Source organism: Rhizobium sp. NLR8a, from assembly GCF_019685235.1.
Taxonomy (GTDB): domain Bacteria; phylum Pseudomonadota; class Alphaproteobacteria; order Rhizobiales; family Rhizobiaceae; genus Rhizobium.
Map to the genome: position 1 here is coordinate 320,887 of NZ_JABDWI010000005.1, position 20,753 is coordinate 341,639.

Here is a 20,753-nt window from a genome sequence, read left to right on the forward strand (position 1 = left end):
CGCGTCAGTGCCGGAAATGGCGCATGCCGGTGAAGACCATCGCGACGCCGTGTTCGTTGGCGGCATCGATGACCTCCTGGTCTCGCATCGAACCGCCCGGCTGAATGACCGCTGTCGCCCCTGCGGCGATCATCGACAGAAGACCATCGGCAAATGGCAGGAAGGCTTCGGAAGCAACCGCCGAGCCTTGCGTCATCGGCGAGGGGAGGCCAAGCGCCTTGGCGGCCTCTTCGGCCTTCAGCGCGGCAATGCGGGCGGAATCCACCCGGCTCATCTGGCCGGCGCCGATTCCAGCCGTCTGGCCATCCTTGGCATAGACCACGGCATTCGATTTGACATGTTTGCCGACTTTGAAGGCAAACTTCATATCATCAAGCTCCTGCGCCGTCGGCGCACGCTTGGTGACGACCTTGAGCTCCTGATCCTCGATCATGCCGTTGTCGCGACTCTGGACGAGCAGGCCGCCGGAAACGGTCTTCGCCGTCAGTCCTGGGGCGCGCGGATCGGGCAGGCCACCGGCCGACAGCAGCCGCAGGTTCGGCTTGCGAGCGACGATAGCCCTGGCCTCCTCGGTGACATCGGGCGCGATGATCACTTCGGTGAAGAGCTTGACGATCTCCTCCGCCGTTTCGGCATCCAATATCCGGTTGAGGGCGATGATGCCGCCGAATGCGGAAACGGAATCGCAGGCAAGCGCCCGCTGATAGGCTTCCACCAGGCTCGAGCCGGTGGCGACGCCGCAGGGATTGGCATGTTTGATGATCGCGCAGGCGGGCGCCTTTTCCGGCAGGAATTCGGCGACGAGTTCATAGGCGGCATCGGTGTCGTTGATATTGTTATAGGAGAGCTGCTTGCCCTGCAGCAGGACGGCCGTCGAAACGCCCGGGCGCTTCTCGCCCGTGACGTAGAAGGCCGCCTTCTGGTGCGGATTTTCGCCGTAACGCATCTCGTCCTTCAGCACACCGCCGATGACGCGGTGGCGCGGCGTGTCGATCGCCAGCGCTTCGGCAAACCAGTTGGAAATCGTGGCATCATAGGCCGCGGTTCGGGCATAGGCCTTGGCAGCCATGCGCTGGCGGAAGGCATAGGCGGTCTTGCCGTCATCCGCCGAAAGCTGCTCCTTGAACTCGGCATAATCGTCTGGGTCTGTCAGGATGGTCACATAGGCATGGTTCTTGGCCGATGCACGGATCATCGCCGGACCGCCGATGTCGATATTTTCGACGGTCGTCGGATAATCGCCGCCGGCCGCGCGTACCTCTTCGAAAGGATAGAGGTTGATGACGGCCAGATCGATGCCCTCGATCCCGTGCTTTTTCATCGCTTCCTGGTGTTCGCCGTCGTCGCGGATCGCCAGCAGGCCGCCATGCACGATCGGATGCAGCGTCTTGACGCGCCCATCCATGATCTCGGGAAAGCCGGTGATCTCGGAGACGTCGGTGACCACCAGACCGGCAGCGGCGATCGCCTTGTAGGTGCCGCCGGTCGACAGCAGCCGCACGCCTCTTTCGGACAATGTCCGGGCGAGCTCGACGATGCCGGTCTTGTCGAACACGGAGAGGAGTGCGGTCTTGATTTCGACCTTGTCCGGGGCGGGGATCTTTTTGGAAATGACGGCCATGAACCTTCTCCGTTCGGGCTTCGGAAGATATCCGCTAGAGCATGAGTCCGAAAAGTGTGAGCGGCTTTCGGACGAAATCTGCCTTAGGGACGTTTTCTTGCTGCCGCCGCGTTAGCACAGCTTTGACGTCACGCAAACAGCGCTGATGCTCTGCCTTTCGATTTAGTCCCGAATTTGAATTTTGGCCAGTTGGCCGTCCCGTCTAAGCTTTACGGGAGAGAAACCAGCGGATCTCCGTCTTCTCGGCCAGGTCGAAATCGATCTCGATCTGGTCCGAGCCACAAATGCCGGAGCTGTCGGCAAAGAAGATGTCCTCGGAAACCAGGACTTCATTTCCGGGCGCGGAAAACAGCCAGCTTTCGCCGTCCGGCGCCGTCAGCAGCACGGATTCTCCATCGCTCTGCTGCAGAACGATGGAAGGATGAATATGAAAACGGGCGACGGCCTTCAGGGGGTCGTCACTTTCATATCCTTCACGCCGGATGAGCCGGTCGTGGCCTGTCACCATCGAACCCGCGGCATTGAGCGTCAGCTCACGCTCGTGCAGCACGCCGAACGGCTTGAGATAACCGTCATGGCTGAGCTTGATGCTGTCGCGCCCATCCTCCGTTTCGACACGTTCGACGGTGACGGTCTTCACCGGTTCGGTGATTGCGTGATCGAGGAAAGGCGAACGTGAAAAACGGCTGGATGAGGTGTCGTTGAGGATGACGGTTGAATGCGCCGCGGTCGTGCGCGCCATCTGCACATAGCGGTGTCCGGCAAATTTCGGCGAGCCGGAATTGACGATGAAGCGATGGCGGCCGGACGACATTTCGAAGGAAAGGCTGCCGGCATGCGCGGTGCGCACTGCGCCGCCCGAAGGCGGCGTTCCGGTATCGGCGATTATGACGGTCTTGCCCCCGGAAAGCCGCTGATAGCGCGACTGCGGCAAAGCCTTGAACGGCTGGCCGGCGGTCTCGTCATATCTGAGCACCGACATCAGCTCGTTGGCGAGCGTCGAGGTTGCGCCGTTGAAAAGCGCCAGGTCCCCGTCCTGATGCCGGAAAAACCGCAAAGCGGGATACATGCGGTCGATGCCGGAGATCAGCTTCTGCGGCAGGTCATGGCCGAGATTGACGTAAGTCTGCCGCAGCGGCAGCAGGTCGAGCAACAGTTCCAAGCCGATGCGCGGGTTGCGCGAGATGTGGCCGCCATCCGGCAGAATCTGGCTATCGAATTGACGGTCGAGCGCCTGCGCCGCTCTCCGAAGCGTGGAGGCGCGGGCCGGCATGGCGACGGAGGCCATGGCGAGCGCGATGCGTAGCCGGAACAGCTCCAGACCGCCAAGCGTATAGGGCGCCACGCGATGCAGGAACCTGACCTGGAAAGCGAGCGACTTCATGAAGCGCCGATAAAAGCCGCGATCGGCGTTCTGCAGCACAACAGGCGAATGTGACAGCCAGGCAATGACGCGCTGGGCGGTGACGTCGGTCTCCCAGGCAATTCCTTCCATGCGGCCGGCATGGATGGAAAGCCAGCTGTCGACGATCGCTCGGGCAACCGCCGCGCTGCGTTCCGTCTTGTGCGCACGCATGTGCCGCAGCCAGCCGAAGCTGTGCAGGCGGGTCGCAAAGGGCCGCGAAGGCAGGGTGAAGGTGAAGGGCGATTTGCCGTTCGTTTCCAGCATGCGCCCGGCCAGGAGGAAACGTCCATTGAGAATTTCGTCCGCCACATGTGAATCGATGCCGCGAAGATCGGTCGGGGCGACGATCAGGCGCTCGGGCGGTTTGATCGAATGGCGAATGAGCTTCAGGCGCAGCAACGCGACGCGGCGCAAGGCGCGCCGCCAAGCCTCCCGAACATACATGCTCGCAAAACGCCGACCGGACTGCATATTCTATTGTCTATTGACCCTCATGGTTAAGAATAGGTGAAAAGCAGCCGATTTCATCGCCCACAATGAATTAATTCGTTACAAATTTCGAATATACGAAAATTGTTGCACGTAATTCCGTCGCTACGCAAAGAACGACAGCTGTGCTGCGGGCGTGTAATCAGCGCATGAGACGGTTTCGGGCGACGAGGTTGAAGCAATCAGGCGGCTCGCCGCAGCATCACCGCGTAGAAGCCGTCGAGGCCGGAGGCAATGCCGTCCGGCATTTTCAGCATGGTCGGAAGCGTGCGGAATTCACCGAGCGGCGTGATCGCCGCTTCAAGACCGGGCCAGTCGCCCGCGCTGATCGGCACACGCTCGATCGCGTCCGTATTGGAAACAACGCGGGCGACCACCTCCTCGCCTTCGGCCGGATCGAGCGAGCAGTTCGAAAACACCAGCGTGCCTCCGGGTTTCAGCAAGGTCAGCGCATGACGCAGCAGCCGCTCCTGCAGCGCCGCCAGCCTCGCAATATCATCCGGCCCCTTGGTCCACAGCACGTCAGGGTGCCGGCGCGTCGTGCCGGTGGAAGAGCAGGGGGCGTCGAGCAGGATGGCATCGAAGCCTTCCGTCGGCTTGAATGTCGTCAGATCCGTCGCAACCGTTTCCGCGTTGAGGCCAAGCCGGTCGAGATTCGACCGCAGCCGTCTCAGCCGGCTTTCCGACTGATCGAGTGCGGTCACCGCGCCGCCGGCAAGGATGAGCTGCGCTGTCTTGCCGCCAGGCGCAGCACAGAGATCGGCGGCACGTTTGCCCGACAGATCACCGAAAAGCCTGGCCGGAATGCTTGCCGCCGCATCCTGCACCCACCACGCACCGTCGTCGAAGCCCTCGAGTGAAGGAATTCCGCCGTCAAAGGCGGCAAGCCGCACGCCGCCCGTCGGCAGGGCAACGCCGTTCAGCTTCTTCGCCCAGGCTTCGGCGTCGGATTTGACGGTCAAATCGATCGCCGCAGGTTCGAGCTGCGATTGCGCGATCGCCAGCGCCGCGTCGCGGCCATAAGCCTTTTCCAGCCGTGCGAGGAACCAGCCCGGCATCGGCGGAACCTTACCGATCTTCTCCAGCACCTCGTCCTTTTCACGGCCGAGCCGGCGCAGCACCGCATTGACCAGCTTTGCGAAGCGGCGATTGCGTGGATCCAGGTTGGCCTGCTCGACGGCAAGATCGACGGCCGAATGATCCGGCACGTCGAGATAAAGGATCTGCGCCGCCGCGATTGCCAGAACATGGTGTAAGGCCCGCGCACCCTCCGGCAGCGGCGATTCCAGCAGCGAGGCAATTGCGGCGTCGATGCGCGGCAGGTGGCGCAGCGTCGTGTTGAGAATGGCGCGGACGAGGGCGCGATCGCTTTCGCCAAGCGCCTTGTAGGCCGGATTGCCGTGTTCATGATCGAGAGCGCCGTCGAGCGACAGCTTTCGGTCGACGACGGCTGCCAGAATTTTTGCGGCCGCCGCCCGGGTCTGCAGGCCCGGCTTGGCTGGCGCCGATCGGCCGGCGAAGGGTTTCTGTTGGCGGAATGGCTTTTTCGTGCCGTCTGAATTCAAGACCACGGACCTTTTGGCGGTTGCGAACCACCGCGACCCGTATTCGGAACAGAGCGCGATTTGCGCGACGGATTAGCAGCACGCACCGGTCCCGTCGAGACACTCATGCCGCTTTGCGCCATCTCCTGCAGCGCGGCAATGCGGTTTTCCGTGTTCGGGTGGGTGGAAAACAGATTGTCCATGCGTTCGCCGGAAAGCGGATTGATGATGAACATATGCGCCGTCGCCGGATTGCGCTCGGCATCCTCATTCGGCACATGAGCCGCGCCGCGGGCAATCTTTCCAAGTGCGGAAGCGAGCCAGAGCGGATTGCCGCAGATTTCGGCGCCGTGGCGGTCGGCCGAATATTCACGCGTGCGGCTGATCGCCATCTGCACCAGCATGGCGGCGAGCGGTGCGACGATCATCGCGACGAGAACGCCGATGAAACCGAGGGGATTATTGTTGTTGTCGCGGTTGCCGCCGAAGAAGAAAGCGAAGTTGCCGAGCATCGAGATCGCGCCGGCAAGCGTTGCCGTGATCGTCATGGTCAGCGTGTCGCGGTTCCGGATATGGGCGAGCTCATGCGCCATCACGCCGGCGACCTCCTCGGGAGACAAGGCGGAAAGCAGGCCGGTCGAGGCGGCGACGGCGGCATTTTCGGGATTGCGGCCGGTGGCGAAGGCATTCGGCTGCGGGCTGTCGTATAGATAGACCTTCGGCATCGGCAGACCGGCATTACGAGCGAGATCGCGCACGATCGCAAAGAATTCCGGCGCATTGCGTTCGTCGATCTGCTGCGCGCGATAGGCCGCTAGCACCATCCGATCGGAGTTCCAATAAGAGAAGAAATTCATGCCGGCGGCAATGAGAAAGGCGATCATCATGCCGCCTCGACCGCCGATCAGAAAACCGACGAACATGAAAAGCGCCGTCATGAAGGCAAGCAACATGGCAGTGCGAACGAGGTTCATTGCGAATCTCCAACTCGATTACGGCGTCGCAAGCTTTCATTCCCGGCGACCGCGCATTATGATTTGGTTATTCACCCGCCATTTTCAATATTTCCGGCAGGAGAAGGCCATGCAGGAAGCCGACAACGACAATAGCCAGACGCCGACGGTGGAGGGATCGGAGCCGCCGCGCAAGGTACTGTCTCCGGCGGCCCGACGTGCGCTTGCCGAGGCTGAAGAAAGACGCAAGAACCAGAAGCCGCTGGATCTGCCACCCGAGATCGGCGGCCGCGGCGGAGCCGAGCCTGCACGCTTCGGCGATTACGAGATCAATGGCCGGGCGATCGATTTTTAAGGCCGGATTGTCGGGCCCAAATCCGGGCCTCATGCAGGCCGTCCAAATTCAGCCAGCCAAAGCAAAGTGAGCCGCCCCGGGACTCGGATGGCCGGAGCGGCTCTTTATATCAGGCAGTCACCTTGTTCTGCCGGTTCGCGATCAGATCGTCGACGACGGCGGGATCGGCGAGCGTCGAGGTATCGCCGAGAGCGCCGAAATCGTCTTCGGCAATCTTGCGCAGGATGCGGCGCATGATCTTGCCGGAGCGGGTCTTCGGCAGGCCGGGCGCGAACTGGATCTTGTCGGGCGCCGCGATCGGCCCGATTTCGGCGCGCACATGTTTCACCAGTTCCTGGCGAAGCGTGTCGGTGCCTTCGTGGCCGGCCATCAAGGTCACATAGCAATAAATGCCCTGACCCTTGATTGAATGCGGATAGCCGACGACGGCCGCTTCCGACACCAGATTGTGCGAGACGAGGGCGGACTCAACCTCCGCCGTTCCGAGCCGGTGGCCGGAGACGTTGAGCACGTCGTCGACACGGCCGGTGATCCAGTAATAGCCGTCTTCGTCGCGCCGGCAGCCGTCACCGGTGAAATACTTGCCCTTGTAGGTGGAGAAATAGGTCTGGATGAAGCGGTCGTGGTCGCCATAGACGGTGCGCATCTGGCCCGGCCAGCTGTCGGTGATGCAAAGATTGCCGTCGGCAGCCCCTTCCAGCACTTTGCCTTCATTGTCGACCAGCTGCGGCTTGACGCCGAAGAACGGCATCGTCGCCGAACCGGGCTTCAGGTCGGTGGCGCCCGGCAGCGGCGTGATCATGTGGCCGCCGGTTTCCGTCTGCCACCAGGTGTCGATGACCGGGCAGCGCTTGTCGCCGACGACATTATAATACCACTCCCAGGCTTCCGGGTTGATCGGTTCGCCGACCGTGCCGAGCAGCCGCAGCGACGAGCGGGAGGAGCGCGTGACGAATTCGTCGCCCGCGCCCATCAGCGAGCGGATTGCCGTCGGCGCGGTATAGAAAATGTTGACCTTGTGCTTGTCGATCACTTCCCAGAAACGGCCCTGATCCGGGAAATTCGGCACGCCCTCGAACATCAGCGTGGTCGCGCAGTTCGCCAGCGGCCCATAGACGATATAGGAATGGCCTGTGACCCAGCCGACATCGGCTGTGCACCAGTAAATGTCGCCGTGGTGGTAGTCGAAGACATATTCATGCGTCATCGCCGCATAGACGAGATAACCGCCGGTCGTATGCAGCACGCCCTTCGGCTTGCCGGTGGAACCTGACGTGTAGAGAATGAACAGCGGATCTTCCGCCTTCATCTTCACCGGCGGGCATTCCGCCTTCACGCTGGCGATTTCCTGATGAAACCAGAGGTCGCGTCCCGGCGCCCAGCCAGTCTTGCCGCCGGTGCGGCGAACGACGAGGACCTTGCTGACGGTGACGTGCTGACGGGCGGCGATATGGATCGCCGTATCGGTGTTGTCCTTCAGCGGTACCGGCTTGCCGCCGCGCACACCTTCGTCGCAGGTGATCACGAAGGTGGATTCGCAATCGACGATGCGCCCTGCCAGCGCCTCCGGCGAGAAGCCGCCGAAGACGACGGAATGCACCGCGCCGATGCGAGCACAGGCGAGCATCGCATAGGCTGCTTCCGGGATCATTGGCATGTAGATGGTGACGCGATCACCCTTCTTGACGCCATGCTTCTTCAACACGTTCGCCGTCCGGCACACATGCTCGTAGAGCTCGTTATAGGTGATCTTCTTGTCGACGTAAGGGTTATCGCCTTCCCAGATGATCGCCACCTGGTCGCCATTCGTCTTCAGATGGCGGTCGATGCAATTGTAGGAGACGTTCGTCTGGCCGTCTTCGAACCATTTGATCGAGACCTTGCCGGTAAAGGAGGTGTTCTTGACCTTCGTGTAAGGCTTGAACCAGTCGATCCGCTTGCCGTGCTTGCCCCAGAACTTGTCCGGATTTTCAATGCTTTCCTCGTACCATTTCAGGTACTTCTCCTTATCGATCAGGGCGCGCGCCTTCACCGGCTTCGTGACCGGATAGATCTTCTCCGACATGGAACTCCTCCTCATGGGACATGCGACGGACCGCCAGCTATGCAGGGCCGAACTTCAAATCACGGCAATTCATAGCAGTTCGCATCGCCACGGCAATTAGACAAAGGTCATTTGATTTCGGAAGAATTGCAATTCTGCGACAGTCCGGTTATATAGCGCCATATTTCCCGGACATTGTGGTGACAATCCACGGACCGCGACCGGCGCGGACGATAGAAGGACTATATCCATGGCTCAAACATTGCTCATGCCGAAGGCGACTGCCATCTGGCTTGTCGACAACACGGCGCTGTCTTTCGATCAGATCGCGCAGTTCTGCAAACTGCATCCGCTCGAGGTCAAGGCGATTGCTGACGGCGAAGCCGCGCAGGGCATCAAGGGTCTCGACCCGATCTCGACGGGACAGCTCTCCCGTGACGAGATCGCCCGCGCCGAAGCCAACCCGAACCACAAGCTGAAGCTTTCCGAACCGAAGGTGCGCGTGCCGGAATCCAAGCGCCGCGGCCCGCGTTACACGCCGGTCTCCAAGCGTCAGGACCGCCCGAACGCCATTCTCTGGCTGGTGCGCAATCATCCCGAGTTGAAGGACGCGCAGATTTCCCGACTGGTCGGCACGACGAAATCGACGATCGAGCAGATCCGCGAGCGCACCCACTGGAACTCCGCCAACCTGGCGCCGATGGATCCGGTCACGCTCGGCCTCTGCAGCCAGATCGACCTCGACATGGAAGTGGAAAAGGCATCCAAGGGTCGTCCGCTGCCGACCGCCGCGGAGCTTGGCGCAACGCTGCAATCGGCGCAGGAGACCGAACGGCTGACCCCGAACTACGAGCGCGAAGAGGAAAAGGAAATCGACGCCGACGCCGTCTTCCGCAAGCTGAGCTCGCTGCGCTCGGCCCCGAAGGACGAGGATGACGAAGATCAGTACTGAGATATCGGTCATCTCCGCAAAAACCCTGCCGGCCGGCAGGGTTTTTTATTGCGATAACGACGTGCGGAACCGGGCCCGTCGATATCTAGCTTACATCGGCAGGGAGCCAAAACCACGCTTGCGCAGTGCCTCTGCGATCTCTTCCAGAATCGCCGGATCATCGATGGTTGCCGGCATTTTCCAGGGTATGCCGTCAGCGATCTTCTGCATGGTTCCGCGCAGGATTTTGCCGGAGCGTGTTTTCGGCAGGCGATTGACGGTGATGGCCGTTTTGAAGGCCGCGACCGGGCCGATCGACTGGCGGATCATCGCCACGACCTCCGATTCGATCGCCGGCGTTTCACGGGAAACATCGCGTTTCAGCACCAGGAAACCACAGGGCACCTGACCCTTCACCGCATCGGTCACACCGATGACCGCGCACTCGGCGACATCGGGATGGCGCGCGCAGACCTCCTCCATCGCCCCGGTGGAAAGCCGGTGACCAGCGCAATTGATGATGTCATCGGTGCGCGACATGATGAAAAGATAACCGTCCTCGTCGACATAGCCGGCATCGGCGGTCTTGTAGTAGCCAGGAAATTCATCGAGGTAAGCCGACCGGAAGCGATCGTCGGCGTTCCAGAGGGTCGGCAGGCAACCCGGCGGCAAGGGCAGCTTTATGACGATATTGCCGAGCTTTCCCGACTCGACCGGGTGACCGGCATCGTCGAGCACCGCGATGTCATAACCGGGCATCGGCAATGTCGGTGAGCCATGCTTGACGGGGAGGGCGCCAAGACCAAGCGGGTTGGCGGCGATCGGCCAGCCGGTCTCCGTCTGCCACCAGTGATCGATGACCGGAACGCCGAGCATGCGCTCCGCCCATTTCAGTGTCTCTGGGTCCGCCCTCTCACCGGCCAGAAATAGTGCCCGGAAATCCGGCATTGGATATTGTCGCAGCAGTTCGCCCTCACCATCCTCCCGCCGAATGGCGCGGAATGCGGTCGGCGCCGTAAAGAGCACACGCACCTTGTATTCCGAGACGACCCGCCAGAAGACGCCGGCATCCGGGGTGCCGACCGGCTTTCCCTCGTAGATCAGCGTGGTCACGCCCGCGATCAGCGGTGCATAGACGATGTAGGAATGGCCGACGACCCAGCCGATATCGGACGCCGTCCAGAAGACCTCTCCCGGTTTCAGCCCGTAAATATTGCGCATCGACCAGTTGAGCGCGACCATATGGCCGCCATTGTCGCGCACCACGCCCTTCGGCTGGCCCGTCGTCCCGGAGGTGTAGAGGATATAGAGCGGATCGGTCGCTTTGACGGGAACACAGGCCAGCTCCGCGCCGCGATGGCGCGCCACCGCCGCCTCGAAATCCTGATCGCGGCCGCTGACGAGATCTGCCGGAAGCTGCGGCCGCTGCAGCACCAGGCAGCGCTCCGGCTTCATCCGTGCAAGCTCGATCGCCTGATCGACCAGCGGCTTATAGGCGACGACTCGGCCGGGCTCGAGGCCGCAGCTCGCGGTGATCACCAGCTTGGCGCCGCTGTCGTCGATGCGCGCGGCAAGCTCGCTGGCGGCAAAGCCGCCGAAAACGACCGAATGGACCGCACCGATGCGAGCGCAGGCGAGCATCGCAAACACCGCCTCTGGCACCATCGGCATATAAAGGATCACGCGGTCGCCTTTGCCGATGCCGAGCCCGAGCAGCGTCGCGGCGATCGCCTTCACCTCGGCAAGCGCCTCGTCATAGGTGAAGCGGCGTTTCTCGCCGCTCATCGCGCTGTCGAACAGGATCGCCGTCTCGCCCCCGCGTCCCGCCATGACATGCCGGTCCAGACAATTGTGACAGGTGTTGGTTTCCGCACCTGAGAACCAGCGGCCATAGGCGCCGTCATCGGGCGAAAATATCCGCTCCGGAGGCGTGAACCAGTTGATATCGGTGGCCGCTTCGCGCCAGAAGCCTTCGGGATCGCCTTTCCAGGCCGCATAGACTTGATGATAGCCGTTTTGCATCTGCTCCTCCCCAGGACATGCAAGCCTCGATATCAATTTAGGCTGGGCCGGGGAGGACGGAAAGCCCGACGAAAGCAGGTATCAGCGCGCGCCGAAAATCGCCGATCCCACCCGTACGCTGGTGGCGCCGAAGGCGATCGCCGTCTCGTAATCGCCCGACATGCCCATGGAGAGTTTTTCGACGCCGCATTTCAGTGCGAGCTTTGCCAGCAGGGCGAAATGCGGCCCGGGATTTTCGTCGGCCGGCGGAATGCACATCAACCCGTCGATGGCCAGGCCGAGCTCATCGCGGCAGAGGGCGACGAAACCAGGCGTATCCTCGGGAGCGATGCCGGCCTTCTGTGGCTCCAGTCCGGTATTGACCTGGACGTAGAGCCGCGGCGTCCTGCCTTGCCGCTTCATCTCTTCGGTAAGGGCGCGGGCGATCTTTTCGCGGTCCACCGTCTCGATGACATCGAAAAGCGCCACCGCATCCGCCGCCTTGTTCGATTGCAGCGGCCCGATCAGGTGCAATTCGATATCAGCATGCTCGGCCTTCAGATCAGGCCATTTGCCCTGGCTTTCCTGTACCCTGTTCTCACCGAACACCCGCTGCCCCGCCTCGATCGCCGGGCGGATCGCATCCGCCTCGAACGTTTTCGATACGGCGACGAGCTGAACGGAACCAGCCGGACGGCCTGCCTGGCGTTCCGCCGCCGCGACCCGCGACCGCACGTCATTCAACCGCTCTTGAAGGTCCATCATTCTGCCTCGACATATCTCAGTGAAAAGAATTGGCAATGAACTAGCCAGCCATTCGGTGCTTGCCAAGACCCGCTCCGGCGAAATCGCTTCGGCGGCATGAAGATCGGACGCTTGCAACGCCTGCAAAACTTGACGCTACGGTGGTTTCATGGTGAAGGTCTCGACCAACTCCCCTGATTTTCTGGAATTCTGAATACCATGGCCACCGAACGTTATAATCCGCGCGACGCCGAGCCCCGCTGGCAGCAAAAATGGAACGAAGAGAAGGTCTTCGAGACCGACAATTCGGATCCGCGCGAAAAATATTATGTCCTCGAAATGTTCCCCTATCCCTCGGGGCGCATTCATATGGGCCATGTCCGCAATTACGCCATGGGCGACGTGGTCGCCCGTTACAAGCGTGCCCGGGGCTATAACGTGCTGCATCCGATGGGTTGGGACGCCTTCGGCATGCCGGCGGAAAACGCCGCCATGGAGCGCGGTGTGCACCCCGCGTCCTGGACCTACCAGAACATCGCTTCGATGAAGGCGCAGTTGAAGGCCATGGGGCTGTCGCTGGACTGGAGCCGCGAATTCGCCACCTGCGACGTTGACTATTACCAGCACCAGCAGCATCTGTTCCTGGACTTCCTGGAAAAAGGTCTGGTCTACCGCAAGCAGTCGAAGGTGAACTGGGATCCGGTCGACAATACCGTTCTTGCCAACGAACAGGTGATCGACGGCCGCGGCTGGCGCTCCGGCGCGCTGGTCGAACAGCGCGAACTGACGCAGTGGTTCTTCAAGATCACCGATTTCAGCCAGGACCTGCTGGACGCGCTGGATACGCTCGACCAGTGGCCGGAAAAAGTGCGCCTGATGCAGAGGAACTGGATCGGCCGTTCCGAAGGCTTGACGGTCCGGTGGGAGATCGTGCCGGAGACGGCGCCCGCCGGTGAGACCGAAATCAGGGTCTATACGACACGGCCGGATACCTTGTTCGGCGCCTCCTTCCTGGCGATCGCCGCCGATCATCCGCTGGCCAAGGATGCGGCGGCGAAGAATGTCGAGATCGAAGCCTTCTGCGAGGAGTGCCGCCGCGCCGGCACCTCGCTCGCCGCGCTCGAGACCGCCGAAAAGAAGGGCATGGATACCGGCATCCGGGTCAGGCATCCGCTCGATCCCTCCTGGGAACTGCCGGTCTACATCGCCAATTTCGTGCTGATGGATTACGGTACCGGCGCGATCTTCGGCTGCCCGTCGGGAGACCAGCGCGACCTCGATTTTGCCCGGAAATATGGCCTGCCGGTTGTGCCGGTCGTCATGCCGAAGGATGGTGACGCCGCAAGCTTTTCCGTCGGCGACACCGCTTATGACGGCGACGGCGTGATGATCAATTCGCGTTTCCTCGACGGCAAGACGACGGAGGAAGCCTTTAATATCGTCGCCGACCGGCTTTCGGCGGCTTGCCTCGGCAATGCGCCGCAGGGCGAGCGGATGATCAATTTCCGCCTGCGCGACTGGGGCATTTCGCGCCAGCGCTACTGGGGCTGCCCGATCCCGGTCATCCATTGCGACGCCTGCGGGGTTGTGCCGGTGCCGAAGAAGGATCTGCCGGTCAAGCTGCCCGAGGACGTAACCTTCGACCAGCCCGGCAATCCGCTCGACCGCCATCCGACTTGGCGTCATGTCGCCTGCCCGAACTGCGGCAAGGACGCTCGCCGCGAGACGGATACGATGGACACCTTCGTCGATTCAAGCTGGTATTTCACCCGCTTTACCGCGCCATGGGAAGCCAAGCCGACCGATCCTGAGGCGGCTAATCGCTGGCTGCCGGTCGACCAGTATATCGGCGGCATCGAGCATGCGATCCTGCATCTGCTCTATTCCCGTTTCTTCACCCGCGCGATGCGCGAGACCGGCCATGTCGCCGCCACCGAACCCTTCAAGGGTCTTTTCACCCAGGGCATGGTGGTCCATGAGACCTATAGCCGCGGTTCCGGCGCCAGCCGCGAGTGGGTGGCTCCCGCCGATATCCGTATCGAGGAGATCGACGGTAAACGCCGTGCCTTCTTGCTGGCGTCAGACGAGGAGATCGCCATCGGCTCGATCGAGAAGATGTCGAAGTCGAAGAAGAACGTCGTCGATCCGGACGATATTATCGCCTCCTATGGCGCCGATACTGCCCGCTTCTTCGTTCTGTCCGATTCGCCGCCGGAGCGTGACGTCATCTGGTCCGAGGCCGGGGTCGAAGGTGCCCATCGCTTCACCCAGCGCCTGTGGCGTCTGATTTCCGAAGCCGCTAACGGCCTGTCGAGCGTTGCCCCCGCACCGGCAAGCGAAGGGGAGGCTCTGGCAGTCTCGCAGGCGGCGCACAAGACGCTGAAGGCCGTTCAGAACGATTACGACAAGCTTTGGTTCAACAAGGCCGTCGCCCGTATCTATGAGCTGGTCAATGCGCTCGCCGCGCCGCTGACGAGGGTTGCGGCGGGTGAAGGCGATATCGCCTATCGTGCCGCCGTGCGTCACGCTGCCGAGATCCTGATCCAGCTCGTCGCACCGATGACGCCGCATCTTGCCGAGGAATGCTGGGCCACGCTCGGCAATGCCGGGCTGCTCGCCCGCACGGAATGGCCGCGCTACATGGAAGCGCTGGTCATGGAAAATGACGTCATTCTGCCCGTCCAGATCAACGGCAAGAAGCGCGCTGAATTGACAATTTCTCGCGACGCAGATCAGAATGCCGTCACCAACGCCGTGCTGGAACTGGATGCGGTGAAGAACGTGCTGAACGGTCAGGCGCCGAAGAAGATCATCGTGGTTCCCCAAAGGATTGTGAACATTGTCGTCTGATATCACCCGCAATGCCGGCATCGCCATGATCCTTGCCGCCTCGGCCTTTCTTGCGGCCTGCCAGGTTCGGCCGCTTTATTCGGAGAACTCGGGTGTTGCGGAAAAGCTGTCCTCGGTCGGCTTTTCCGATGCGGCAAGTCGCGTCGAGCAGCAGGTGCGCAATCACCTGATCTTCCTGGCATCGCGAGGCGCCGGCGAAGCGGTAAATCCACAATATCACGTCCAAATGCGCGCTACATCGATCGTCGCCGATACACTGCTGCGTCAATCCGGCGATACCTCCCGCGCCGGTCGCGTCACCGTCACCGTCACCTATACGCTGAGCTCGGTAGCCGATGGTCGCGTGATCAAGGCCGGCAGTCGCCAGACGACGGCTCTGGTGGATTTCTCCGAGCAGGAATTCGCGAAGCAAAGGGCGATCCGCGATGCCGAAAACCGCGCGGCCGACCAGGCGGCGGAATTCGTAGGAGCCGATCTCGCCGCCGCCCTCAGCCGCTGAGGGCGGGGCAGTGGCTGAAATCAAGTCCCATGAATTCGAGACTTTCCTGCAGAAATCGGCGGGGAATTACCGGATTTTCGTCATTTACGGGCCGGACCGCGGTCTGGTTTCCGAACGGGCCGGCCAGATCGCCGGCAAGACCGGCGTCGCGCTCGATGATCCTTTCTCGATGACCAAACTCGATATCGGCGATCTGCAAAAGGATCCCGGACGGTTGCTTGACGAGGCTCAGTCTATCGGGCTGTTCGGCGGCGAGAAACTCATCTGGATCCGCGGTGCCGCCAACGAGAAATACCTCGTCGACTCGCTGGCGGTGCTGGCTGAAAAACCGCTCGAAGCCGCCCACCTGATCGTCGAGGCCGGCGATCTGAAAAAAGGATCCCTGCTTCGCAAGACTGCGGAAGCCATGCGATCCATCATGACGATCCCCTCCTACGCCGACGACAGCCGCGCTCTGAACGGCTTGATCGACGCTGAACTCGGGGCGGAGAAGCTTGGTATTACCCCGGCGGCCCGTCAGGCGCTGATTGCACTGATCGGCGGTGATCGCATCGCTTCTCGTAACGAAGTGCGCAAGCTCGCCCTCTATTGCAGCGGCCTCAACACGGTTGAGGAACATCACGTAACCGAAATAATTGGCGACGCCAGCGCGATATCCGTCGATGACGCCGTCGATGCTATCCTCGGCGGTGATCTCCACGGTTTCCTACATGCCATGCAAAAGATCAGCAGTTCAAAAACCGCGATCTTTCTGGTGCTGCAGGCCTGTCTGAAGCAATTCCAGCTTCTGGACATGATGCGCGCTGAAATGGAAGAAAAAAGGGTACAGGCGCCTCAGGTCATGCAGACGATGGGTCGGCATCTGCATTTTCGTCGCAAGCCGATCATCGAGCAGGCACTACGCCACTGGTCGGCGGAAAACATTGCGCGTGAATCCAATCGCCTGCAAGCGGCGATCCTCCAGAGTCGGCGGCGACAGGTGCTGGAAGACAGCGTTGCAATGCAAACACTTCTCTCCACCACCCTTCAATCCGGCCGCAGATCCGCGTAATCATCGCCTTTCCAGCAGGCGGCAGACTTCCTCGAGCTGTTCCAGCGACTTGTAAGCAATCTTGATCTGGCCGCCGCCGGATTTGTGATTGATTGAAACCTCAAGCCCAAGGGCATCAGAAAGCGTTCGTTCGAGCGCCAGCGTATCCGAATCCTTCTGATCACGACGCAAGGCCGGCTGCTGCGGCTCCGATTGCGCCTTGATATTGTTCTGCGCCAACTTCTCGGCATCACGCACCGACATGCCCTTGGCGACGATGGTGCGGGCAAGGCTTGCCGGGTCGGGTGTCGAAACAAGCGCGCGTGCATGTCCGGCCGAAAGGCTGCCGGCAGCAAGAAGATCGCGAACCGGATCGGGCAATTTCAGCAAACGCAACGAGTTGGCGACATGACTGCGGCTTTTGCCGATGATCTCGCCAAGATCATTTTGGGTATAGCCATACTCGGCGATCAGCTGCTCATAGCCCAATGCCTCTTCGAGAGGATTGAGATCGGCTCGCTGCACGTTTTCGACAATCGCAATCTCAAGCGCGGTCTTGTCGTCAACGTCCCGAATAATGACGGGGATTTCAATCAGGCCGGCGAGCTGAGCTGCACGCCAGCGCCGTTCACCGGCTATGATTTCATATCGGTCTTGCGACATCGTCCGCACCACGATCGGCTGAACGATGCCGTGCTGGCGGATGGAACTCGCAAGGTCGTGCAGTTCGGTGTCGTCGAAGAAACGGCGCGGGTTGCGTGGGTTACGGCTGACGAATTCGATCGGAATCATCCGGTCGGCGCTGACGGTGCGTTCAGCTTCGACCGGAACAGGCTGATCCATTTCACCAATCAGTGCTGCAAGGCCGCGACCCAGTCGTCTTTTCGATACGTCGTCATTCATATTCTACACTCACCTATACCCCGGAAATGATCTTACGCGGCCAGTCTCTGGCGCTCACGCTGAATGACCTCGGAGGCCAGTTGCAAATAGGCCTGGCTACCCGCACATTTCAGATCATAGAGAATAGCAGGCTTGCCGTAGGATGGCGCCTCGGACACCCGGACGTTACGGGGGATTAACGTATGATAAACCTTTTCCCCGAGATGGGTCCGCACATCATTGACCACCTGCTGGGCCAAATTGTTACGCGCATCGAACATCGTCAAAACGATGCCCTGGATGTCCAGCCGCGGATTTACTGTCCGCCGAATCTGACTGACGGTCTCGAGCAGCTGGCTCAGCCCCTCCAGCGCAAAGAATTCGCATTGCAGCGGCACCAGCACCGAATGGGCGGCCGCCATGGCATTCATCGTCAGCAGATTGAAAGAGGGCGGGCAATCCAGAAGAATATAGGAGAATGCCATAGCCTCGGGAGAGGACAGTGCCTTCCGCAATCTAAACACCCGATCGCTCTGCTGCGAGATCTCCATCTCGATGCCGAGCAGATCCATGGTCGAAGGAACGATGAAGAGGTTGGGAACGGCTGTCTCCAGCGTCACGTCGCCGATCCCGCGTTCGCCGACCATCAGGTCATAGGAGGAGAGCTTGCGATCACGACGGTCGATACCCAGGCCGGTGCTGGCATTGCCCTGCGGATCCAGATCGATGATCAGGACACGCTCGCCGATGGCGGCCAGCGCCGTTGCCAGATTGATTGCAGTGGTCGTCTTGCCAACGCCACCTTTCTGATTTGCGATGGTTATTATCCGATGTCGTTCGCCAGCCATTGCTGCAATATCCGATCTGTTAAACCAAGCGCCGGAGATTGGATACTTCCAAAATCACGGATTCCTGCTCGACGGCGCTCTCATGTTCTATCAGATCGAATTCCCACCGACCACGGGCTTCGGCAATTTCTCTCAGGTAATCCCGGCCTTTGTGAAAAAACCCCCGGCAATTTTCCTTGCCAAGCATCCAGGGGGCTGTATAGGCAATCAACCCATCAAGATCGGCAAGGGCTCGCGCTGAGATCGCTTCGCAGTCGCCGATCTCCGCATAGGCGTCTTCGATTCGAGTGGCGTGTACGCTTCCCCGTGCATTCGTCTCTCGTAGCGCCGTTCGCAAGAACGCAGCCTTTTTGTGATTGCTTTCGACAAGATGCACCCAACCGTCTTGCAGCTCTGCCAGGAAGATGGCGGTAATCACACCGGGAAAGCCGCCGCCACTGCCGAGATCGACCCAGGTGACAGGCCGCGGGCAGATCTGAAAAATCTGACTGCTATCAGCGATATGGCGGCGCCACAGTGCATCGAGCGTCGACGGCGCCACCAAATTGATCGTTTTGGCCCATTTTTGAAACAGTGTCGCAAAATGTTGAAGTCGTTCCTGTGTTTCACGTGAAACACGCAAACCGTTCAATTCCATTCTCACAGACTCTCACATCTTGTATCAGGCGCTTTGGCGTTCGAATCCCTGCTGCCGACGCAAGTGCACCAGCAACAGCGCAATGGCGGCGGGGGTCATGCCCTCGACAATCGCCGCCTGGGCAACGTTGAACGGGCGAGCAGCATTGAGCTTAGCCTTGAGTTCATTCGAAAGCCCAGAGAGAGCGTCATAATTGAAATCCGCCGGTATCCGCCGCTCCTCGTCGCGCTGCTGGTCGGCAATCGCCGCCGCTTGCCGATCGAGGTAAACCGAGTAACCCGCCTCAATCTCCAACGCCTCCATGACTTTTGGCCGGAGCCCACCCAATTCTTCCGGCCAAACCTGTCGAAGTGCGGCGAAATCATAGGCCGGATAGGACAAGAGATCGTAGGCCGTCCGGCGCTGGCCATCGAGGTTGATGTTCAGGCCCGCCCGTCGCGCCTGGTTGGGCGTCACCGTCAGCGCCATCAGTTGGGCGCGGCCAGCGTCAATCTCGGCCTGATAGGCCGTGAATCGCTCGGCGCGCTCGGCGCCCACACATCCAAGCTCCATTGCCAGCGGTGTCAGCCGCGCGTCCGCGTTGTCGGCGCGCAAAGTCAGGCGGTATTCCGCACGCGAGGTAAACATTCGATACGGCTCCGTAACGCCACGCGACGTCAGGTCGTCGATCATCACGCCAATATAGGAGCTTGTACGGCTGAAATGGAACGGTTCCGAATCGGAACTGCGTAGTGCGGCATTCAATCCAGCTGCCAGTCCCTGGGCCGCGGCCTCCTCATAGCCGGTGGTGCCATTAATCTGGCCCGCGAGGAACAGACCTCTCAGTCGCTTGACCTCAAGCGATGGGGTAAGCTCTCTTGGATCGACATGGTCATATTCGATGGCATAACCCGGCTGCAGTATCTTGGCAGATTCGAGGCCCGGAATGGTCTTGATGAAAGCAGCTTGAACTTCGGCCGGCAGCGACGTCGAAATGCCGTTCGGATAAACCGTGTCGTCATCCAGTCCCTCAGGCTCAAGAAAGACCTGATGCCCGTCGCGTTCTCCGAATTTCACCAGCTTATCTTCGATGGACGGGCAGTAGCGCGGCCCGACGCCTTCGATCTGGCCGGAATACATCGCCGAGCGCTTGATATTCTCGATAATGATGCGGTGTGTCGCCTCGGTCGTCCTGGTAACGCCGCATTCAACCTGCCGCGTGGTGATGGAATTCGTCATGAGGGAAAAGGGCACAAGTTCCTCATCCGCACCCTGTCGGCCGACGGAGTCCCAGTCGATCGTCTTGCCATCAAGCCGGGCCGGCGTTCCGGTCTTCAACCGTCCCAGCCGCAGCCCCAACCGCGCCAGGGTGGCGGACAGGCCGATCGACGGAGCTTCGCCGACACGACCAGCAGGCGTCTTTGCAGCGCCGATATGAATAAGGCCGCGCAGGAAGGTGCCGGTTGTCAAGACCACCGCCGGCGCCTGAAGCCGTCGACCGTCTTTCATGATGACGCCAGCAACACGGCCATCGAGCACATCGAGATCAAATGCGTCGCCCTCGATAATGTCCAAGCCTGGCATTGCTTCGATTGCGGCGAGCATCGCCAGCCGGTAAAGCTTTCGGTCTGCCTGGGTCCGTGGACCCCGCACAGCGGCGCCCTTTTTGCGGTTCAGCATTCTGAACTGGATGCCGGCAACATCGGCAACCCGGCCCATCAGGCCATCCATCGCGTCGATCTCACGAACCAGATGTCCCTTTCCGAGCCCGCCGATAGCCGGATTGCAGGACATGACCCCGATCGTGTCTCGTCTGTGAGTAACCAGCGCAGTTTTCGCACCGAGGCGCGCAGCCGCACTGGCTGCCTCGGCCCCTGCATGGCCGCCGCCGATGACGATCACATCATAGCCACTATCGGTCATATCAAAACTCCAAAACAG

At 60.8% G+C, this 20,753-nt stretch carries 16 protein-coding genes; 5 read left to right on the forward strand and 11 right to left on the reverse strand.

Annotated elements, in window-relative coordinates; translation table 11 throughout:
- Positions 1-4: 4 nt before the first annotated feature.
- The 4 genes from purH to htpX form a co-directional block, all read right to left on the reverse strand.
- On the reverse strand, positions 5-1,621 hold the full coding sequence (gene purH, locus HJC04_RS11995; protein ID WP_221146276.1) for a bifunctional phosphoribosylaminoimidazolecarboxamide formyltransferase/IMP cyclohydrolase: 1,617 nt from the start codon (positions 1,619-1,621) through the stop codon (positions 5-7).
- A gap of 202 nt (positions 1,622-1,823) precedes the next feature.
- Positions 1,824-3,497 carry a heparinase II/III family protein gene (locus tag HJC04_RS12000; protein ID WP_221146278.1) on the reverse strand — a complete coding sequence of 558 codons (1,674 nt, stop codon included), beginning with the start codon at positions 3,495-3,497 and terminating at the stop codon, positions 1,824-1,826.
- 200 nt (positions 3,498-3,697) lie between these two features.
- A complete protein-coding gene (locus HJC04_RS12005) occupies positions 3,698-5,086 on the reverse strand; it encodes an RsmB/NOP family class I SAM-dependent RNA methyltransferase (protein ID WP_221146280.1) in 1,389 nt (462 codons plus the stop codon).
- Positions 5,077-6,033 (reverse strand): zinc metalloprotease HtpX, encoded by a 957-nt coding sequence (gene htpX, locus HJC04_RS12010; protein ID WP_221146282.1) that lies wholly within the window; start codon positions 6,031-6,033, stop codon positions 5,077-5,079. The genes HJC04_RS12005 and htpX overlap by 10 nt, the downstream gene beginning before the upstream one ends.
- Before the next feature lie 109 nt (positions 6,034-6,142).
- Between htpX and HJC04_RS12015 the strand changes: the two genes are divergently transcribed.
- The gene (locus tag HJC04_RS12015) at positions 6,143-6,367 is read left to right on the forward strand and encodes a DUF1674 domain-containing protein (RefSeq protein WP_064712464.1); all 225 of its coding nucleotides are present in this window, start codon (positions 6,143-6,145) and stop codon (positions 6,365-6,367) included.
- 109 nt (positions 6,368-6,476) lie between these two features.
- Here the strand turns inward: HJC04_RS12015 and acs are convergent, their stop codons facing one another.
- The gene (acs, locus tag HJC04_RS12020) at positions 6,477-8,432 is read right to left on the reverse strand and encodes an acetate--CoA ligase (protein ID WP_221146284.1); all 1,956 of its coding nucleotides are present in this window, start codon (positions 8,430-8,432) and stop codon (positions 6,477-6,479) included.
- A 229-nt stretch (positions 8,433-8,661) separates the two neighbouring features.
- Here acs and HJC04_RS12025 point away from each other — a divergent pair, with 229 nt between their 5' ends.
- Positions 8,662-9,363 (forward strand): DUF1013 domain-containing protein, encoded by a 702-nt coding sequence (locus HJC04_RS12025; RefSeq protein ID WP_210632782.1) that lies wholly within the window; start codon positions 8,662-8,664, stop codon positions 9,361-9,363.
- A 90-nt stretch (positions 9,364-9,453) separates the two neighbouring features.
- On the opposite strand, the gene HJC04_RS12030 is transcribed toward HJC04_RS12025, so the two are convergent.
- Together HJC04_RS12030 and HJC04_RS12035 are read right to left on the reverse strand one after the other, a co-directional pair.
- Positions 9,454-11,364 carry a propionyl-CoA synthetase gene (locus HJC04_RS12030; RefSeq protein WP_221146286.1) on the reverse strand — a complete coding sequence of 637 codons (1,911 nt, stop codon included), beginning with the start codon at positions 11,362-11,364 and terminating at the stop codon, positions 9,454-9,456.
- Between the two features lie 81 nt (positions 11,365-11,445).
- Positions 11,446-12,105 (reverse strand): YggS family pyridoxal phosphate-dependent enzyme, encoded by a 660-nt coding sequence (locus HJC04_RS12035; protein ID WP_210633053.1) that lies wholly within the window; start codon positions 12,103-12,105, stop codon positions 11,446-11,448.
- Positions 12,106-12,306: 201 nt separating this feature from the next.
- Between HJC04_RS12035 and leuS the strand changes: the two genes are divergently transcribed.
- The 3 genes from leuS to holA are packed head-to-tail and all read left to right on the forward strand — an operon-like array spanning position 12,307 to position 16,487.
- Entirely contained in the window at positions 12,307-14,937 is a 2,631-nt protein-coding gene (gene leuS, locus HJC04_RS12040; protein WP_221146288.1) for a leucine--tRNA ligase, read from the forward strand.
- Positions 14,927-15,436 carry an LPS assembly lipoprotein LptE gene (gene lptE / locus HJC04_RS12045; protein ID WP_210632785.1) on the forward strand — a complete coding sequence of 170 codons (510 nt, stop codon included), beginning with the start codon at positions 14,927-14,929 and terminating at the stop codon, positions 15,434-15,436. The genes leuS and lptE overlap by 11 nt, the downstream gene beginning before the upstream one ends.
- A gap of 10 nt (positions 15,437-15,446) precedes the next feature.
- Positions 15,447-16,487 (forward strand): DNA polymerase III subunit delta, encoded by a 1,041-nt coding sequence (gene holA / locus HJC04_RS12050; RefSeq protein ID WP_221146290.1) that lies wholly within the window; start codon positions 15,447-15,449, stop codon positions 16,485-16,487.
- Here holA and HJC04_RS12055 read toward each other — a convergent pair whose 3' ends face one another.
- The 4 genes from HJC04_RS12055 to mnmG are packed head-to-tail and all read right to left on the reverse strand — an operon-like array spanning position 16,488 to position 20,735.
- Positions 16,488-17,369 (reverse strand): ParB/RepB/Spo0J family partition protein, encoded by an 882-nt coding sequence (locus HJC04_RS12055; RefSeq protein ID WP_210632787.1) that lies wholly within the window; start codon positions 17,367-17,369, stop codon positions 16,488-16,490. It lies immediately after the preceding gene.
- A 32-nt stretch (positions 17,370-17,401) separates the two neighbouring features.
- Positions 17,402-18,196, reverse strand: coding sequence for a ParA family protein (locus HJC04_RS12060; protein ID WP_210632788.1), 795 nt, complete (start codon positions 18,194-18,196; stop codon positions 17,402-17,404).
- A 19-nt stretch (positions 18,197-18,215) separates the two neighbouring features.
- Positions 18,216-18,833, reverse strand: coding sequence for a 16S rRNA (guanine(527)-N(7))-methyltransferase RsmG (rsmG, locus tag HJC04_RS12065; protein ID WP_210632789.1), 618 nt, complete (start codon positions 18,831-18,833; stop codon positions 18,216-18,218).
- Positions 18,834-18,857: 24 nt separating this feature from the next.
- Complete coding sequence (gene mnmG / locus HJC04_RS12070; RefSeq protein ID WP_210632790.1) at positions 18,858-20,735, reverse strand: tRNA uridine-5-carboxymethylaminomethyl(34) synthesis enzyme MnmG; 1,878 nt, start codon at positions 20,733-20,735, stop codon at positions 18,858-18,860.
- Between the last annotated feature and the right edge of the window lie 18 nt (positions 20,736-20,753).

Bases quoted from the DNA above. Each gene is read 5' to 3' on its own strand.
- HJC04_RS12015 (WP_064712464.1), top strand. From the start codon at position 6,143: ATGCAGGAAGCCGACAACGACAATAGCCAGACGCCGACGGTGGAGGGA.
- leuS (WP_221146288.1), top strand. From the start codon at position 12,307: ATGGCCACCGAACGTTATAATCCGCGCGACGCCGAGCCCCGCTGGCAG.
- mnmG (WP_210632790.1), bottom strand. From the start codon at position 20,735: ATGACCGATAGTGGCTATGATGTGATCGTCATCGGCGGCGGCCATGCA.
- acs (WP_221146284.1), bottom strand. From the start codon at position 8,432: ATGTCGGAGAAGATCTATCCGGTCACGAAGCCGGTGAAGGCGCGCGCC.
- HJC04_RS12025 (WP_210632782.1), top strand. From the start codon at position 8,662: ATGGCTCAAACATTGCTCATGCCGAAGGCGACTGCCATCTGGCTTGTC.
- htpX (WP_221146282.1), bottom strand. From the start codon at position 6,033: ATGAACCTCGTTCGCACTGCCATGTTGCTTGCCTTCATGACGGCGCTT.
- purH (WP_221146276.1), bottom strand. From the start codon at position 1,621: ATGGCCGTCATTTCCAAAAAGATCCCCGCCCCGGACAAGGTCGAAATC.
- HJC04_RS12060 (WP_210632788.1), bottom strand. From the start codon at position 18,196: ATGGCTGGCGAACGACATCGGATAATAACCATCGCAAATCAGAAAGGT.
- HJC04_RS12055 (WP_210632787.1), bottom strand. From the start codon at position 17,369: ATGAATGACGACGTATCGAAAAGACGACTGGGTCGCGGCCTTGCAGCA.
- HJC04_RS12035 (WP_210633053.1), bottom strand. From the start codon at position 12,105: ATGGACCTTCAAGAGCGGTTGAATGACGTGCGGTCGCGGGTCGCGGCG.
- HJC04_RS12000 (WP_221146278.1), bottom strand. From the start codon at position 3,497: ATGCAGTCCGGTCGGCGTTTTGCGAGCATGTATGTTCGGGAGGCTTGG.
- HJC04_RS12030 (WP_221146286.1), bottom strand. From the start codon at position 11,364: ATGCAAAACGGCTATCATCAAGTCTATGCGGCCTGGAAAGGCGATCCC.
- rsmG (WP_210632789.1), bottom strand. From the start codon at position 18,833: ATGGAATTGAACGGTTTGCGTGTTTCACGTGAAACACAGGAACGACTT.